The sequence below is a fragment of the Microbacterium sp. W1-4-2 genome (assembly GCF_058349885.2).
This window is the reverse complement of the sequence record NZ_JBYRJC020000002.1, coordinates 766,720-782,416: the sequence shown is the minus strand read 5'-3', so window position 1 is coordinate 782,416 and position 15,697 is coordinate 766,720. Positions and strand designations below refer to the sequence as shown.

The window sequence follows — 15,697 nt, the reverse complement described above, 5'->3', positions numbered from 1 at the left end:
CAAGAACAAGACGGATGCCGCAGCCGCCCGTCTTCCAGCGACCTGGGCACACCGTGACGGCGAGATTGCGCAAACGGTGCAGGCGCCACAGGCTCGGCGTGCATTCTGCGCAATCTCGACCAGGATTCTTCCGGCCGGGGCGATCAAGATCGCCACCCGATGCACAACCGCGCGCTCACCACCTGATGCGTATACGCCATCAGGTGGTGAGGCGCCATGGTCGAGGCCCGCCGCCTCGAGGATGAGGGATGCCGGGCCCTACTTGCGGCCGGTCACCTCACGGGCCACGATCTCGCGCATGACCTCGTTCGTGCCGCCGTAGATGCGGTGCACGCGGGCGTCGGTCCAGGCGCGGGCGATCGGGTACTCGAGCATGTAGCCGTAGCCGCCGTGCAGCTGCACGCCCTGATCGAGCAGCTCCCACTCCCGCTCGGTCGCCCAGAACTTGACCTTCGCGGCCTCTTCGGGCGTGAGCTTCTTGTCCCGGTAGAGCATCATCGCCCGGTCGACGTACGCCCACATCACGTCGACCGTGGTGGCCATGTCGGCCAGCGCGAAGCGCGTGTGCTGGAAGTCGGCGACCGGCTTGCCGAACGCGTCACGGCTGAGTGTGTAGTCGAGAGTCCACTTCAGCGCCGCCTCTCCCGCGGCCGCGGCGGCCACGCCGATCGACAGCCGTTCCAGCGGCAGGTTCATCATGAGCTGGATGAACCCCTTGCCCTCGACCCCTCCGATGAGGTTCTCTTCGGGCACGAACACGTCGGTGAAGCTGAGCTCGGCGGTGTCCCAGCCGTGGAACCCGACCTTGTTCAGCTTCTTGCCGTGGTCGAAGCCCTCCATGCCGTTCTCGAGGATCACAAGGCTGAACGCGTCGGGACGGTTGCCCTCGCCGGTCTTGACGAACGTGACGACGATGTCGGCGGTCTTTCCGCTGGAGATGAACGTCTTCGCGCCGTTGACGAGGTACCCGCCCTCGACCTTCTTGGCCGTGGTCTTGATGCCGCGCAGGTCGCTGCCGGCGCCCGGCTCGGTCATCGCGAGCGCGCCGAGCACTTCGCCGGTGGCCATCTTCGGCAGCCACTTCTGCTTCTGCTCGGGCGTGCCCATGTGCACGATGTAGGGGATGGCCAGGTCGTCCTGGATGCCCAGGGCCCCGGCCAGTGAGCCGAGCCCGGCCTTGATCGTCTCTTCGAGCACGACCGCGCGAAAGCGGTAGTCCTGCAGCATGCCGGCGCCGCCGAACTCCTCGGGGACCGACAGGCCGATGATGCCGGCTTCGCCCGCCGCCAGCATGGTCGCACGATCGACCTCGCCGTCGGCGTCCCACTGCTCGCGCTTCTCGTTCGTGCCGTAGCGCTTGATGAACTCCTTGACGACGTCGCGGAACGCCTCGTGGTCCTCGTCGTAGATCTCCCGTTCCATGGCCGGCAGAACCTCTCTCTTCAGCGAGTCTTCGAGCCGCAGCACGGTGCAGCGCCGCGGCATCTGGCATTCTAAGCGGCATCCAGTGTCAGCGCCTCTGGTATTCAGTACCACCGACAAGGAACGATGGATGCCGCGGCCCGGTATTGCCGGACTGCACAATCGAGTGCGCGCCGACGGATCGCCACCCTCGTCGCGCTCGGCCCGCGAACGACCGTCAGCGGTCGTAGCCGGGGGCGGCGGGAAGGCCGAAGAACTCCTCGAGCGTGTGGAAGCCGCCGCCGTGATACGCCTTGGCCAGATCGACGCCGATGTAGCGCAGGTGCCACGGCTCGGGCAGGTAGCCGGTGACCGGGGTGTGGCCCTTCTCGTACCGGACGATCCACCCGTACTGCCACGCGTGGGCGACGATCCAGCGGTCCTGCGCGGTGGCGGCCAGGTCGTCGAGCGTGCCGCACCCCAGGTTGCACGCGACGACGTCCGTTGCCAGGCCCGTCTGGTGCTCGCTGAAGCCGGGCCGGGCGCTGACCAGGTCCGCGCCGCTCACGCCGCGGGTCACCACCTGGTCGCCGTAGTTGATGTGCTGGGTGCGGTAGGACCGGTAGCCGCTGTTCATCGCGATCTCGCCGGCCCCGGCCTTCGCGGCCGCCGCGACCATGCGGCTCAGGGCTGCGGCGGCATCGGCGCGCAGTCCCGCGCCGTCGAGGCTGCGCACGCCGACGGGCACGGCGCGGGGGGTCGGCGCGTAGTCGACCGGGTTCAGCGGCCGCTGCTTGTCGACGACGATCCACAGGCGGCTCGGGTCGTCCATCGGAACGCAGGGCGCGGCACCGCTGACGACGGCCTGACGGAACGCGGCGCCGCCGCCCGCGGCGCGGATCGCCGCCGGGTCGTCGTGCGCGTTCAGCGCGGTGATGAACGCGACCTCGTCGCACAGCGCGAGCGACGCCGGAGCCGGCGCGGCCGAACGCGCCTGCGCATCGGCGGCCGGGCCGGACGCCGATGCGGAGGACGCGGCATCCGAGGTCTGCGCGGTGAGCTTCGATGCCGTGATGTCGACGGAGTCGGTGGCGTGACGATCGGTGTGCACGCCGGACGCGGGGTTCAGCGCCGCCACGGCGCCCGCGCTCGTTCCGACCACGACCAGCAGCGACGCCGCCGCCAGTGCGATGCGCGCGAGCGGGTGGGCCCTGCGGACGTGTCGCGGCACCGCCTCGTCGGTGAGCAGCGGGACCAGCGGCGGGGGCGCGGGAGTCGGCAGGGGCGGGGGCGGAGCCTTGAAGATCGGGGGATGCGGCGCCTCGGCGGCCGGACGAGCGCCGACGGCTGGGATCACCGGAAGCGGCAGTGTCGGCGCCGGATCGCGGCGCACGGCCGCAGAGACCGCTGTGGCCTCGGGATCCTTCCGCGCACGCTCGCGCGCTTCGCGCAGGGCACGCCGACTCTGGGGTGCGCGCGCGGCAGAGCGACCGGGCGGGTCGGGAACCGTCACCCGCCCCATTCTGCCCTGCCGCCGCCCCGAGCGCGAGAGCGGATCGGCAGCGCGGCCGACGCCTGAGCGCCGACTGAATTACTTTCGATTCCCCACTTGACGAATGATCGAATCTGTGTTCCCATGAGGGGATGCGATGGCAGGGACAGGAACTCGGAACTGAGGATGCCTCAGCCCTGCCGGGTCTCGAACGCATCGACGGCCTCGTCCGCTCGGTGACGACGCCCGAGTTCGCCGGCATCACGTTCCACGAGGTGATGAGCAAGAGCGCGCTGAACCATGTTCCCGGCGCCTCGGCGATGCCGTTCGACTGGACCGTCAACCCCTATCGCGGCTGCTCGCACGCATGTGCCTACTGCCTATCGCCCGAGACCTCGGTGATGACAGCGGACGGGCGCCAGCGTCCCATCGGGGATCTGCGCGTCGGCGATGAGATCATCGGCACCCGGGTGCGCGGCACTTACCGACGATTCGTGCGCACGCGAGTCGAAGCCACCTGGGCGACACGCAAGCGCGCCTATCGTGTGACTCTCGCAGATGGGACGGAGCTCGTAGCGAGCGGGGATCACCGGTTTCTCACGGATCGCGGATGGAAGCACGTCACGGGTGCAATGACCGGCAAGAGCCAGAGGCCGTATCTCACGCTGTCGAATCGCCTGCAGGGCTTCGGCATGACCGCCGGAGCCCTCGCCCAGCCGTCGATATCACGCAAGCTCGACATCGTAGGGACGGCAGTGAAGTCCGTCGCAGACCTGCGCGTCGTGCGCATCGAAGATCTCGGCACCGAAATCGACATGATCGATATCACGACGGGAACGGGTGACTTCATCGCCAACGGTGTCATCAGCCACAACTGCTTCGCCCGGGGCACCCACGAATACCTCGACCTCGACGCGGGGCACGACTTCGACTCGCAGATCGTCGTCAAGGTCAACGTCGCCGACGTGCTGCGCCGCGAGCTCGCGCGTCCGGCGTGGCAGCACGAGCCGGTCATGCTCGGCACGAACACCGACCCTTACCAGCGCGCCGAGGGCAGGTACCGGCTCATGCCCGGCATCATCGACGCCCTCGCCGACTCGGGCACGTCGTTCTCGATCCTCACGAAGGGCACGCTGCTGCGACGTGACCTGCCGCAGCTGGTGGATGCCGCGTCCCGCGTGCGCGTGTCGCTGGCGATGTCGATCGCCGTGTACGACGACGCGCTGCAGCAGTCGATCGAGCCCGGCACGCCCACGACCGCGGCGCGGCTGGCGACCGTGCGCGCGGCGACCGATGCCGGTTTCCGGGTGACGGTGTTCCTGATGCCGATCCTGCCGCACCTGACCGACTCGGCTCCGGCGCTGCACGAGGCGCTGGACCGCATCCGCGCGGCGGGCGCGGGGCGCGTGGTGTTCGGCGCACTGCATCTGCGACCGGGCGTGAAACCGTGGTTCCTGCACTGGCTCGAGCGCGAGCATCCCGAACTGCTGCCCGCCTACCGCGGCCTGTATCCGGGGGCGTCGGTCTATGCGCCGAAGGCGTACCGGTCGTGGCTGGCCGCGCGGATGCGGCCGCTGCTGCGCGCGCACCGGCTCGACGGTCGTGACGAGGACGACGGCCCGCGCCGCTCCCCCGTCCCCGGTCTCGCGGGCCGCGTGGTCACGACCTCGCGCGGCCGGGTGCCCCGGGCGGCCGCGGTATCCGGTGCCACCGACCGCCTGTTCTGAACGCCGCAGCGCGTGCCGGGCGGCCGGCTCAGCGCCAGGGGCTGTCGCGCTCGGCTCCGGGCAGGTCGCCGCGCGTCCACCACTTCGCGGTGTAGGTGCGGCCCTGAAGAATCGCCCTGTCGCCGGTGTGGTAGACGCGGTCGGCCGTCCACGGCTGCGCGGTCGACGGGTCGACTCCGCACGCGGTCAGGGTGCTCCACGGTCCCTTGTCGTTCGTTCCGGGCTGCACGCCGCGGGCGTACCAGATCGCCCGGAACACGGTGCCGTCGAGGTAGACCAGGTCGCCCCTGCGGTATGTCGTCTGCGCGTTCCACGCCCGGGGCGCGACCGACGGCGTGTTCTGGCACAGCAGCGCCGGGTTGCCTGCGAGGGGACCCCGGTCGGCGCCCCGCATCACGGTCGCGCCGGCCGCCGAGAGATTGCCGGCGACATCGCTGCCGAGCTCCCAATAGTCCACGCCGCCCACGCCCTGCCCGATCGCCCATTTCGTCTTCTCGGCGACGGCGAACGGATCGTCGAACGACCAGAACTCGCGCGAAGCCTCGTCGTATCCCCAGGTCGCGGTGAAGGATCCGGCGGGGGTGTACTCGTGGCTGATCTTCAGGTCGCGGCCCTTCAGCTGATCCCACGTCCGCTGCCCGAGGCCCGTGCCCGTCGCCCACGGCCGGTCCGCGGCATCCTTCCACCCCTGCCCGTACGCGGGCACGCCGATGTTCAGCTGCGCCGGGTCGACACCCGCATCGCGGTATGCAGCGACGATCGTGTCCAGTCCGAGACCGTCGTTGTGCGAAGGATCGCCGTAGATGTTCGACTGGTGCCCGGTCTCGGATGCCCATGGGCCCCACAGGTCGTAGCCCTGCAGGTTGCCGTAATCGATGTACCGGAACAGCTCGGGCGCATTCCAGCCGCCCGCATCGATCACGGTCGGGCTCGCGGGCAGGAACGCCGAGATCCGATACACGTGGCCGGTCCGCGCGGTCAGGCCGTCGAGCTGCGTGCGCAGCTCCCTGACGAATGCCAGGAAGTTCGCGCCGTCGTTCTCGGGGTCGACGGTGTTGCCGGTCTCTTGCGCCCAGCCCGCAGCCCCGGGCCACTCCCAGTCCAGGTCGATGCCGTCGAAGATGCCCGCCGCGGCGCCCTTGCCGCCGCGGCCGTCGATCACCGGCAGGTTGCCCTTGATGTAGAGGTCGATGCAGCTGGAGGCCAGCGCCGCACGGCCCTCGGCGGTCGAGACCGCCGTCGAGAAGGACTTCGACCACGACCATCCGCCGAGCGAGATCGACATCGTCAGGTCGGGATACAGCCGCTTGAGCTCGCGCAGCTGGTTGAAGTTCCCGGCCAGGGGCTGCCTTCTCGCATCCTTCCGGTCGGCGATGCCCAGCACCGAGTCCGCCGCACTGTAGGCGCGCACGAAGTCGTCGGCCGCATCCCCGGCGACGTCGGTCCGACCGGCGGCGGAGGCCGTGGCATCCGAGATGAAGCACGTGTACGGCTTCACGCCGTCCAGGCCCTGCACGCCCTTCTTGCGCGCGGCGTCGAGCGAGGCCTGCGAGCCCGCGATGTTGCCGAACGCGTAGTTCAGCTGCGTGATGTTGCGGGCCGCGCCCTTGTCGACGAACAGGCGCTTGAGCGTCGCGTGCGCGTCGCCCGAGGCCTGCCAGGCGCCGTAGTAGCCGACGTTGCGGTATCCGTTCAGCGTCGTGGTCGGGGCGGCGACATCGGTGGATGCCGCAGCCCGCACGGGTGAGGGTGCGGCCGAGACGGACGCGGCCACGACGACACCGACGAGGGCTGCTCCGACGAGTGCGGTGACCAGCGCGGACCTGCGGGAGGTCATGTCACAAGCTCCTTCGATCGTGAGCCGTGCCCCGGTGCGGCGCGGCCTGACGGGACGCTGAGCCTGTGGTGCAAGGCGTCCTCACGAACACACGCGGCTCATCCTGGCAGATCGGCACCTCGAACGGAAGGCGTGCGCCGCCACGATGGCGGCCCGAGAGCGCGGCGACCGGCAAGGGTACAGCGGGCGGGCGAGGGTACGGGAACGAGCCGCACCCTCGCCGCTCAGCTGTACCCTCGCGGTTCAGGGAGCGAGCGGGCCGGGTCAGGCGACGGGGTCGACCTGGCGGCCGGCGAGCTCCTCGAGGATGTCGTCGCCGGGGCGCGCGTCCTCGAACGGCGCCTCGATCTCGGCGCGGTCGAGCAGCTCGGTCATGCGGCGGCGGCGCTGGCGCGGGATCAGCGTCACGACCGTGCCCTCGCGACCGGCGCGGCCGGTGCGGCCCGCGCGGTGCAGGTACGTCTTGTATTCGTCGGGCGCGTCGGCCTGGATCACGAGGTCGATGTCGTCGACATGGATGCCGCGGGCCGCGACATCCGTCGCGACGAGCACGTTCACCTTGCCGTCGGTCATGCGCTGCAGGTTGCGGCTGCGCTTGGCCTGGTTGAGGTCGCCGTGCAGCGCGACCGCGCGGATGCCGGCCTCGTCGAACTGCTCGGCGAGCATCTCGGCGTAGGCCCGGGTGCGCGAGAACACGAGCGTCTTGCCCGCGCGGTCGACGAGCGACGCGAGGATCTCGGCCTTGTCGCGGTGGTCGATCACGAGCACCCGGTGATCGATCGTGCTGGAGTCCTGGTCTTCGCCGGCGACCTCGTACACGGCCGGCTCGACGAGGAACTCGTCGACGAGGGCTGCGACCTCGCGGTCGAGCGTGGCCGAGAACAGCAGCTTCTGGGCGCCCGCGGGCACGCGGCGCAGGATCCGCTGCATCGGCTCGAGGAAGCCGAGCTCGGACATGTGGTCGGCCTCGTCGAGCACGGCGATGCGCACGTCCGACAGGTCGAGCTTGCCCTGGTCGATGAGGTCCTCGATGCGGCCGGGCGTGCCGATCACGATGTCGACGCCCTTCTTGAGCGCGCCGACCTGGCGCGCCTGCGGCACGCCGCCGTAGACCTGGGTCGTGAACAGACCGACGCTGCGGGCGATCGGCTGCACAGTGCGGTCGATCTGCAGTGCGAGCTCGCGCGTCGGGGCGAGGATGATCGCCTGCGGCGCCCGCCCGAACTCGCGCTTCGTGCCGGCCTTGCCGCGCAGCAGCGACTCCACGAGCGGCGCGCCGAAGGCGATGGTCTTGCCCGAGCCGGTGCGGCCGCGGCCCAGCACGTCCTTGCCGCCCAGGATCGGGGCGATCGTCGCCGCCTGGATCGGGAACGGGTGCTCGGCGCCCATGTCGGCGAGGGCCTTCACGATGTTCTGCCCGAGACCGAGGTCCGAGAAGGATGCCGTGGCCCCGGCATCCGCCTGCACCGCTTCGGCCTGCAGCCGCTCGTGCACGACGTCGATGTGCTCGTCGTGGGTGCGGTGCTGCTCGCGCGTGCGGTGCTGGTCATGCGTGCGGTGCTCGTCGCGCGGGCCGCGGCGGTCGCGCTCGGGCGCGAAGGCACGGTCGCGGTGCGTGTGCGACGGCGTGTCGCGGAAGCGCGGTGTGCGGCGGTCGTCGTACGCCGGACGGCGGTCGTCATACGCCGGACGGCGGTCGTCCCGGCGAGCCGGACGCTCGTCCCGGCGGGCGGGACGGTCATCGCGATACGACGGACGGTCGTCCCGGCGAGCCGGACGCTCGTCCCGGTACGACGGACGACGGTCATCGCGATACGACGGGCGATCCTCCCGGCGAGCCGGACTCTCGTCCCGGTACGACGGACGCTCCCCCCGGTGCGACGGGCGGTCGTCCCGGCGCACCGGTCGGTCGCCGCGGTACGTCGGGCGGTCGTCCTGGCCGCGACGCTCGCCGCGGATCGCGCGCGCCTCGTCGCGTCCCGCCTTCTCCTGAGCGGTCCAGCGGCGCTTGGGCTGCGCGGCATCCGCCTCGCTCGTCCGGAAGCCCCGGTGCGTCGGGCTCTTGCTGCCGGGCTTGCCGGACGATGACTCGCCGGGACGCCGCTTCGGCTTGCTGCCGTATCGGGGATCGAAGTTGCGCGACGGCCGGCCGCCGGCCGGCTTCTTGCTCTTGGGCATGATTGTCCTTCTGGTTCTCGCACGAGAACAGCGCTCGAGCGCAGGCTCGAGCATCCCGGAGCACCGTCGGCCGGGGCCATTCATGTGATGGTCATGCGCGCCGATCGGCGCTCACCATCGGCCCCCAGGACGTCACAGAATCCACCCGCCGAACAACGGCGGCGTCCAGAGCCGACGCCCCAGGTTATCGGCTCGGGCTGAGAACTAGCCCCACCAGAGCCCCAAAAGCGGCCGAAGGCGGATACGATCATCCCGACGCATGTCGTCACGCTGGGGACTGGGAAATCCGCATCCGGCGTCCCGTCGCGCCGGATGCTGGGATCCGAGCGCCGTCGGGCGCCTCGACGACGCTGGGGATCTCGATGACAACGACCGCACCGATACCGCTCACGTGGAGAGTGGGCGGCGCCTTTTCGGTGCCCGCGCTACCGGGGATCCGCGCGCTTCCGGGGTTGCGCATACTGCCGAACGCTCCCGTGCTCGCCACGCTGACGATCATCATGCTGGCCGCGGGGACCGGCCTGTCGATCGCGACGACACCCGACACCGGCTGGTGGCGCATGCACTTCAGCGAGCTCGGCACGAATCGCGGCTTCTCGGGCGATACGTTCAACCTGACCGTCATCGTCGCCGGGCTCGTCATCGTGGCGCTCGCGCGAAGCCTTCGGCGCGACATCCACTCGATGCAGGACCTGCGCGGACTCAAGCGCACCCGTGCGTTCTGGACGCTTGTGGCCTCGGCCGGTCTGCACCTGACCCTGGTGGGCATCATCCCGGTCAACGTCAACGGGTTCCTGCACGACCGCGCCGCATCGGGCATCATGCTCTCGTTCCTCGGCATGCTGCTCACGGTCGGGCTGCGCCGGCGTCAGTATTCGCGCGGGATGCTGGGGCTCACGCTCGGCGTCGCAGTCGTGCTGGTGTCGGCCATCGTCACGTTCCTGTGCGGCCTGATCACGCTGGCCGCGCTCGAGATGATCGGCTTCATCCTGATCTTCGGCTGGATCAGCGTGTACGCGGCCCGACTGCGCGGTGCCGTGGAGCGACTGGAGGCTCACGCCTCGTCGTGCGGATGCCGCGGCCGCCTCTCCTGCTGCACCGGAGCCGCCGACGCGGCACCGCCGAGGAACGACGACGCACCGCCCGCCGAGGCGGACCTGTTCGCGGCCTTCTCGACCGGAGCCGCCGTCTCTCGCACGACCGCCGTCTCGCGCACGACCGCCGTCTCGCGCACGGCGGTGGCTGCGGCCTCGTCCGCGCTCTCGTGCACGCTCGGCGCCGTGGTCGCACCGGCGTGGGCCGACCGGCGCGCGAGCCTGCGCTCCCGCGCCCCCTCGACCAGGTTGTACAGCGTGGGCAGCACGAGCAGCGTCAGCACGGTGGACGAGACGAGCCCGCCGATGACCACGATCGCCAGCGGCTGCGAGATGAAGCCGCCGTGCCCGGTGATGCCCAGCGCCATCGGCGTCAGCGCGAAGATGGTCGCCAGCGCCGTCATGAGGATCGGGCGCAACCGCCTCGAGCCGCCGGCCATGACGGCGTCGTGGGCCGACAGCCCCTTCACGCGGTACTGGTTGACCAGGTCGACGAGCACGATGGCGTTGGTCACGACGATGCCGATCAGCATGAGCACGCCGATCAGCGAGGCGACGCCCAGCGGTACCCCGGTCGCCAGCTGCAGCAGGATCGCGCCGGTCGCGGCGAACGGCACCGAGATCAGCAGCAGCAGCGGCTGGCGCAGCGACTTGAAGGTCGCGACCATCACGATGTAGACGATCAGGATCGCCGCGAGCATCGCCAGCCCCAGCTGCGAGAACGCGGTGCCCTGTTGCGAGAGAACGCCGCCGATCGACGCGTTGGCCGACTCGGGCAGATCCGCGGTCTTCAGCGCCTCGGTGATCGTGGACGACGCCGCGGTGAGATTGTCGGTCGACGGGGTGACCGTGACCGTCGAGGTGCGCACTCCCCGCTGCGTCGTGATCGAGGTGGGACCGGTGGTCTCGGCGACCGAGGCGACCGCGTCCAGCCGCACCGGGCCGGTCGCGGTCGGCACCTGCATCGCCTTGAGCGCGTCGATCGAGTCCGGCGCCGACGAGGCCGCCAGGTACACCGTGAGGTTGGTGCCGTCGATCTCGACCGCGCCGATGGACTGCGGCCTCATCGTGTTCGACACCATGCCGCCGACCGCGACCTCGCTCAGCCCGAGCTTCGCCGCCTTGTCGCGGTCGACCGAGACGGCGATGTACGGCAGCGACGCGGCCAGGTTCGTCGACACCTGGCCGATGCCCTGCTTGCCCTCGACCGCGTGCACGACCGCGTCGGTGGCCGTCGTGAGCGTCTCGGCGTCGGGCGCGGTGACGTCGATCTCGACGTCGGACGAGCCGAACCCGCCCTCCGAGGTCGCGATCGTGATGGTCCCGACGTCGTTCAGGCCCGCGACGGCCTTCTCGACGTCGCTGCGCACCTGCGTCTGATCCGCCGCGGGGTTCGTGGTGATCGAATAGGTGATCCCGCTGCCGCCGCCCGAGAACGCGTCGCGCAGCGCCGAGCCGGACGACCCGATCGAGACCTGCACGGTGTCGATGCCCGACACGTCCTTGATCGCCGTCTCGACCTTCTGCGCCGCGGTCTCTTCGGAGGTGAGGGATGCCGCGGGCCCGAGGTCCTGGGTCATCGTGAACGTGTTCTGCCCCGAGTCGCCGAGGAAGTTCGTCTTCATGTGCGGGGCGAGCGCGACCGTCCCGCCCATGACCAGCACGGCCAGCAGCACGGTGACCCACGAGTGCTTGAGCGTCCACCGCAGGATCGGCAGGTAGCTCTTCTGCAGGCGCGACGGGGGCGCATCGGGCGACTCGGGATCGATCGCGTCGCCCCCGGCATCCACCACCGCCTTCCCCGGCTTGAGGAACCAGTATGCGAGCACCGGAACGATCGTCAGCGCCACGAACAGCGACGCGGCCATGGCGATCGTCACCGTCAGCGCGAACGGACGGAACAGTTCGCCGGTCATGTCGCCGACGAACGCGATCGGCAGGAACACGGCGACCGTCGTGATGGTCGATGCCGAGACGGCGGTGGCCACCTCGCGCACGGCGCGGATGATGGCGGCGAGCTTGTCGGCGCCGGCGACGTAATGGCGTTTGATGTTCTCGATCACCACGATCGAGTCGTCGACCACGCGGCCGATCGCGATCGTCAGCGCCCCCAGGGTCAGGATGTTCAGCGAGTACCCGAACGCCTGGATGCCGATGAACGTGATGAGCACGCTGGTCGGGATCGAGATCGCTGTGACCAGCGTCGAGCGCACCGACAGCAGGAAGATCAGGATGATGATCACGGCGAACAGCAGGCCGAGCAGGCCCTCCTGCGCCAGCGAGTCGATCGACTGCTGGATGTACGGCGCCTGGTCGAACACGACGGTGAACGCTCCGCCGGCGAGCTTGCGCTCGAGCGCGGGCAGGTCGGCGCGCACGGCCTTCGACACGTCGACCGTGTTGGCCGACGGCAGCTTGGTGATCGCCAGGGTCAGGGCGTCCTTGCCGTTCACCCGCGAGATCGTGGTCACCGGGTCCTGCGCGAGCACGACCGACGCGACGTCCGCGATGGTCTTGGCCCCACCCGCGGCCTGGGCCGGCGTGGACGGCACGAGCGGCAGGGCGGCGACCTGATCGACCGACTCGAGCTTCGACCCCGTCTGCACGGTCAGCGTCTTGCCGCCGTCGGTGATGTCGCCGCCGGGGAACAGCATGCCGTTCTGCGCGAGGGCGTCCCTGATCGACTGCGTCGTGAACCCGGCCGCCGCGAGCTTGTCGGCGTCGGGGGTGATCGTCACGCGCTTTCCGCGGCCGCCGACGATCTGGGCCGCGTTCACCCCGGCCAGGTCCTGGATCTCGGGGACGATCGTCGACTGCAGGCGCGCCTGCGTCGCCGCCTCGTCCTTGTAGCCGGTGACGGCGAGCTGGATGACAGGGAAGTCGTCGATCGACGCCGAGATGACGTTCGGGTCGACACCCGACGGCAGGGTGGCTTTGATGCGAGCGATGGCGACGTCGATCTTCTGCTCGGCGGTGGCCAGGTCCGTACCGTACGTGAACTGGGCCTGCACCACCGACGAGTTCGTCGTGCTCGTGGCGCTCGTCTGCTCCAGCCCGGGCACGCCCTGGATCGCCTGTTCGATCGGGGTGGAGACGTCGCCCGCCACGACCTCGGGCGAGGCCCCCGGATAGCTCGAGACGACGACCAGCTGCGGGAACTCGATCGACGGGATCAGCTCCTGCTTGAGGTTGACCAGCGCCAGTCCCCCGAAGACGGCGGCGACGATCGTGATCAGGGCGATGAGCGCGCGGTTGCGCAGGCTGAGGACGGCGAGCTTGGACACGGATGACCTTCGGAGGGAACGTACGACGGCACGGATGACGCGGCGTCAGGACGCGGCGACAAGACGTGGTGCGTTCGCCGCCCGGGCACAGTATTCCATGTCCGGGTGAGGGTTCCCCTGCCGGTGGGATGCCTCGCCTTCGGCCGATTGGACGGTATACCGAATTCGGGCATAGCCTGGGGCAATGCCCCATGCTTCGCTGCCGCCCTCACGCGCGGACGGCGTCGTACGCGGCGGATTGGTTCTGGCCGGCGTCCTCCTGCTGGCGGTCAACCTGCGTGCGAGCATCACATCGGTGGGTCCGGTGCTGGGCGACATCCGCGCGGAACTCGGATTCGGCGGGGCTGCGGCATCCTTTCTCATCGCCCTGCCCGTGATCGGCTTCGCCGTCGTCTCACCGTTCGCCCCGGCCGTTGCGCGGCGCATCGGGCTGGAATGGGCGCTCGGCGGATCCCTGCTCGTGCTCGCCGGCGCCATCGTGCTGCGTTCGGTGCCGGTGGCCGGAATGATCTGGATCGGCACGGCCGTACTCGGCGCCGCCATCGCGATGCTCAACGTGCTCATCCCGGCGCTGGTCAAACGCGAGTACCCCGACCGGGTCGGCGCGATGACGGGGATCTACTCCGCCGTGCAGAGCGGGGTGGCCGCCATCGCCGCGGGCCTGGCCGTGCCGATCGCGGGCCTGACCGACTCGGGCTGGCGCCTGTCGCTGGGTGTCTGGGCGGGGCTGGCGCTGATCGGGTTCGCGGTGTTCCTGCCGCAGCTGCGCCGGCGGCACACGGCCGAAGGGGCGGAGGATGCCGCGGCCGCCGCCGAGATGGACGTGCCGAGCGACCCCGTCCACATCGGGAGCATGTGGCGCAACCGGCTCGCCTGGTGGGTGACGATCTATCTCGGCCTGCAGTCGACGATCTACTACACCGTCATCACGTGGTGGCCGGCGATCGAGAACGCGAGCGGGCTGCCGAAGCTCGCTGCCGGCTGGCACCAGTTCGTGTTCCAGGCCATGGGCATCGCGGGCAGCCTGATCGGCGCGGCGCTGCTGCACCGGCTGCGCTCGCAGAGCGCGCTGACGGTCGTGGCCGCGGCGTTCGCCGTCGTCGCGATGGCGGGGCAGCTGTTCGTGCCCGCCCTGGACCTGGTCTGGGTCGTGCTCGTGGGGCTCGCCGCGGGTGCGCAGATCACGATCGCGCTGTCGCTGTTCGGGCTGCGCACGCGCAACCACGAGCAGGCCGCGTCGCTGTCGGGCATGGCCCAGTCCGTGGGATATCTGCTGGCCGCCTTCGGCCCGATCCTGGTCGGCGTGCTGCACGACACGACCGGCTCGTGGAATGTGCCGCTGGCACTGCTGCTGGTCGTCTCGCTCGGCATCGCCGTGTTCGGCATCCTCGCCGGCCGCCCCCGGTTCGTCGAGGACATTCGGCGCTGACCGGGCCGGCGCCGTCCGGCCGGGGCCTGTGCCGTGTTCAGATCGGCTACCGGCGGCGGGGCGGCGGCTCGGGGACGGCGATCGCGTGGGTCACGGCATCCAACGGCACGGTCACCGGGCCGCGGCGCGTCTCGACGACGCACGCCGTGTCGGACAGCTCGCGCAGATAGCCGAGGGCGTCGGTCCAGCCGTCGTCGATGCGGCGGCGCACCGTCACGCGCGTGCCCAGCGCGCAGCCGCGCAGGAATTCGACCGGATCGCCCACCCGGCCAGCCTATGCCGGTCGGGTGGACGCTCGGCCGCCGCGGCTCGGCTACAGCCGGGCCTCGGCGTAGACGCGCAGCACGTCACGGACGAACTCCGCACCGGCGGTGCCGCCGTAGTTCGCACCGAACCGCGGGTCGGCGACGTACATCTCCCCGAGCCCTGTGACGTATGCCTTCAGGTCGGTGGGGATGCCCGCAACGCCGGTCAGCCACGCCACGTGACGCTCGGCGAGCGCCTGCGCCTCGTCGCCGGCGGGATCGATGCCGCGGGTCGCGGCATCCTTCCACTCGTCCTGCAGCTGGGCGACCCGCTGCTGCCATTCGGCCTTCTCGGCGTCGGTCTTGCCGCGCCACCACGCGTCGCTGCGCGCGTAGGCGTCGGCACCCCAGCGCTCGGTGACCTCTTCCTTGTACTGCGTGTGGTCGAAGCCGTCGAACATGTTCTCTGCCATGGGTTTCTCACCCCCTCTCAACACGTCGATCGTCGACGACACGGCGGCGATCTGCCGGTCGATGCGCCCGCGCTCCTGCCGCAGCAGGGCCAGGTGCGTGGTCAGCGCCGCGGTCTCGCTCGTCTCGCGTGCGAGCACGTCGGCGATCTGCGGCAGTCCGAGTCCGAGCTCGCGCAGCAGCAGGATGCGCTGCAGCCGCACGAGCGCGGTCTCGTCGTAGTGCCGGTAGCCGTTCGGCGCGACGCGGGTCGGTGCGAGCAGCCCGATATCGTCGTAATGACGCAGCGTGCGGCTCGTCGTCCCGGCGAGCTTCGCGACCTCTTGGATCGACCAGTCCATGTCGTCCTCCCTTCCGCGCTCCACGGTAGAGGTTGACGTTGCGTCAAGGTCAAGCGCGGGAATGGTCGAACGGCACCGCGCGACGGCCGAGATCGCGCAAACGGCGCGCGGCCGGCGGATTCCGGCACAGTTCGTGCGATCTCGACGATGCGGAACCCGAGCGGACGGACGGACGGGCGAAGAACGTCACACGAAGGT

Annotated in this window: 9 protein-coding genes and 1 pseudogene; 3 read left to right on the top strand and 7 right to left on the bottom strand. The window is 70.3% G+C overall.

The features are described 5' to 3' along the window. Positions 1–258: 258 nt before the first annotated feature. A complete protein-coding gene (locus tag AC3RX0_RS11455) occupies positions 259–1,422 on the bottom strand; it encodes an acyl-CoA dehydrogenase family protein (RefSeq protein ID WP_491506108.1) in 1,164 nt (387 codons plus the stop codon). A gap of 217 nt (positions 1,423–1,639) precedes the next feature. Beyond that, entirely contained in the window at positions 1,640–2,914 is a 1,275-nt protein-coding gene (locus AC3RX0_RS11450) for a M15 family metallopeptidase (RefSeq protein ID WP_491506107.1), read from the bottom strand. 131 nt (positions 2,915–3,045) lie between these two features. On the opposite strand from AC3RX0_RS11450, the gene AC3RX0_RS11445 reads away from it, so the two are divergent. Next, positions 3,046–4,620, top strand: a complete 1,575-nt coding sequence (locus tag AC3RX0_RS11445; protein WP_491506106.1) for an Rv2578c family radical SAM protein — start codon at positions 3,046–3,048, stop codon at positions 4,618–4,620. A gap of 28 nt (positions 4,621–4,648) precedes the next feature. Here the strand turns inward: AC3RX0_RS11445 and AC3RX0_RS11440 are convergent, their stop codons facing one another. Next, a complete protein-coding gene (locus AC3RX0_RS11440) occupies positions 4,649–6,457 on the bottom strand; it encodes a glycosyl hydrolase family 18 protein (RefSeq protein ID WP_491506105.1) in 1,809 nt (602 codons plus the stop codon). 264 nt (positions 6,458–6,721) lie between these two features. Then, positions 6,722–8,635, bottom strand: coding sequence for a DEAD/DEAH box helicase (locus tag AC3RX0_RS11435; RefSeq protein ID WP_491506104.1), 1,914 nt, complete (start codon positions 8,633–8,635; stop codon positions 6,722–6,724). A gap of 362 nt (positions 8,636–8,997) precedes the next feature. Between AC3RX0_RS11435 and AC3RX0_RS11430 the strand changes: the two are divergent. Next, positions 8,998–9,597 (top strand): annotated as a pseudogene (locus tag AC3RX0_RS11430) (DUF998 domain-containing protein); the annotation flags it as partial. Between the two features lie 92 nt (positions 9,598–9,689). Here AC3RX0_RS11430 and AC3RX0_RS11425 read toward each other — a convergent pair. Beyond that, complete coding sequence (locus AC3RX0_RS11425; RefSeq protein WP_491506103.1) at positions 9,690–13,013, bottom strand: efflux RND transporter permease subunit; 3,324 nt, start codon at positions 13,011–13,013, stop codon at positions 9,690–9,692. A gap of 184 nt (positions 13,014–13,197) precedes the next feature. Here AC3RX0_RS11425 and AC3RX0_RS11420 point away from each other — a divergent pair, with 184 nt between their 5' ends. Next, complete coding sequence (locus AC3RX0_RS11420) at positions 13,198–14,442, top strand: CynX/NimT family MFS transporter (RefSeq protein ID WP_491506102.1); 1,245 nt, start codon at positions 13,198–13,200, stop codon at positions 14,440–14,442. A gap of 46 nt (positions 14,443–14,488) precedes the next feature. Here the strand turns inward: AC3RX0_RS11420 and AC3RX0_RS11415 are convergent, their stop codons facing one another. Further along, positions 14,489–14,707 (bottom strand): putative acetyltransferase, encoded by a 219-nt coding sequence (locus tag AC3RX0_RS11415; protein WP_491506101.1) that lies wholly within the window; start codon positions 14,705–14,707, stop codon positions 14,489–14,491. Positions 14,708–14,755: 48 nt separating this feature from the next. Then, a complete protein-coding gene (locus tag AC3RX0_RS11410; protein WP_491506100.1) occupies positions 14,756–15,499 on the bottom strand; it encodes a MerR family transcriptional regulator in 744 nt (247 codons plus the stop codon). Positions 15,500–15,697: the final 198 nt, after the last annotated feature.

Excerpts from the sequence above, each read along its gene's own strand:
- AC3RX0_RS11455 (WP_491506108.1), bottom strand. The coding sequence starts at position 1,422 with ATGGAACGGGAGATCTACGACGAGGACCACGAGGCGTTCCGCGACGTC.
- AC3RX0_RS11420 (WP_491506102.1), top strand. The coding sequence starts at position 13,198 with ATGCCCCATGCTTCGCTGCCGCCCTCACGCGCGGACGGCGTCGTACGC.
- AC3RX0_RS11445 (WP_491506106.1), top strand. The coding sequence starts at position 3,046 with ATGCGATGGCAGGGACAGGAACTCGGAACTGAGGATGCCTCAGCCCTG.
- AC3RX0_RS11440 (WP_491506105.1), bottom strand. The coding sequence starts at position 6,457 with ATGACCTCCCGCAGGTCCGCGCTGGTCACCGCACTCGTCGGAGCAGCC.
- AC3RX0_RS11410 (WP_491506100.1), bottom strand. The coding sequence starts at position 15,499 with ATGGACTGGTCGATCCAAGAGGTCGCGAAGCTCGCCGGGACGACGAGC.
- AC3RX0_RS11435 (WP_491506104.1), bottom strand. The coding sequence starts at position 8,635 with ATGCCCAAGAGCAAGAAGCCGGCCGGCGGCCGGCCGTCGCGCAACTTC.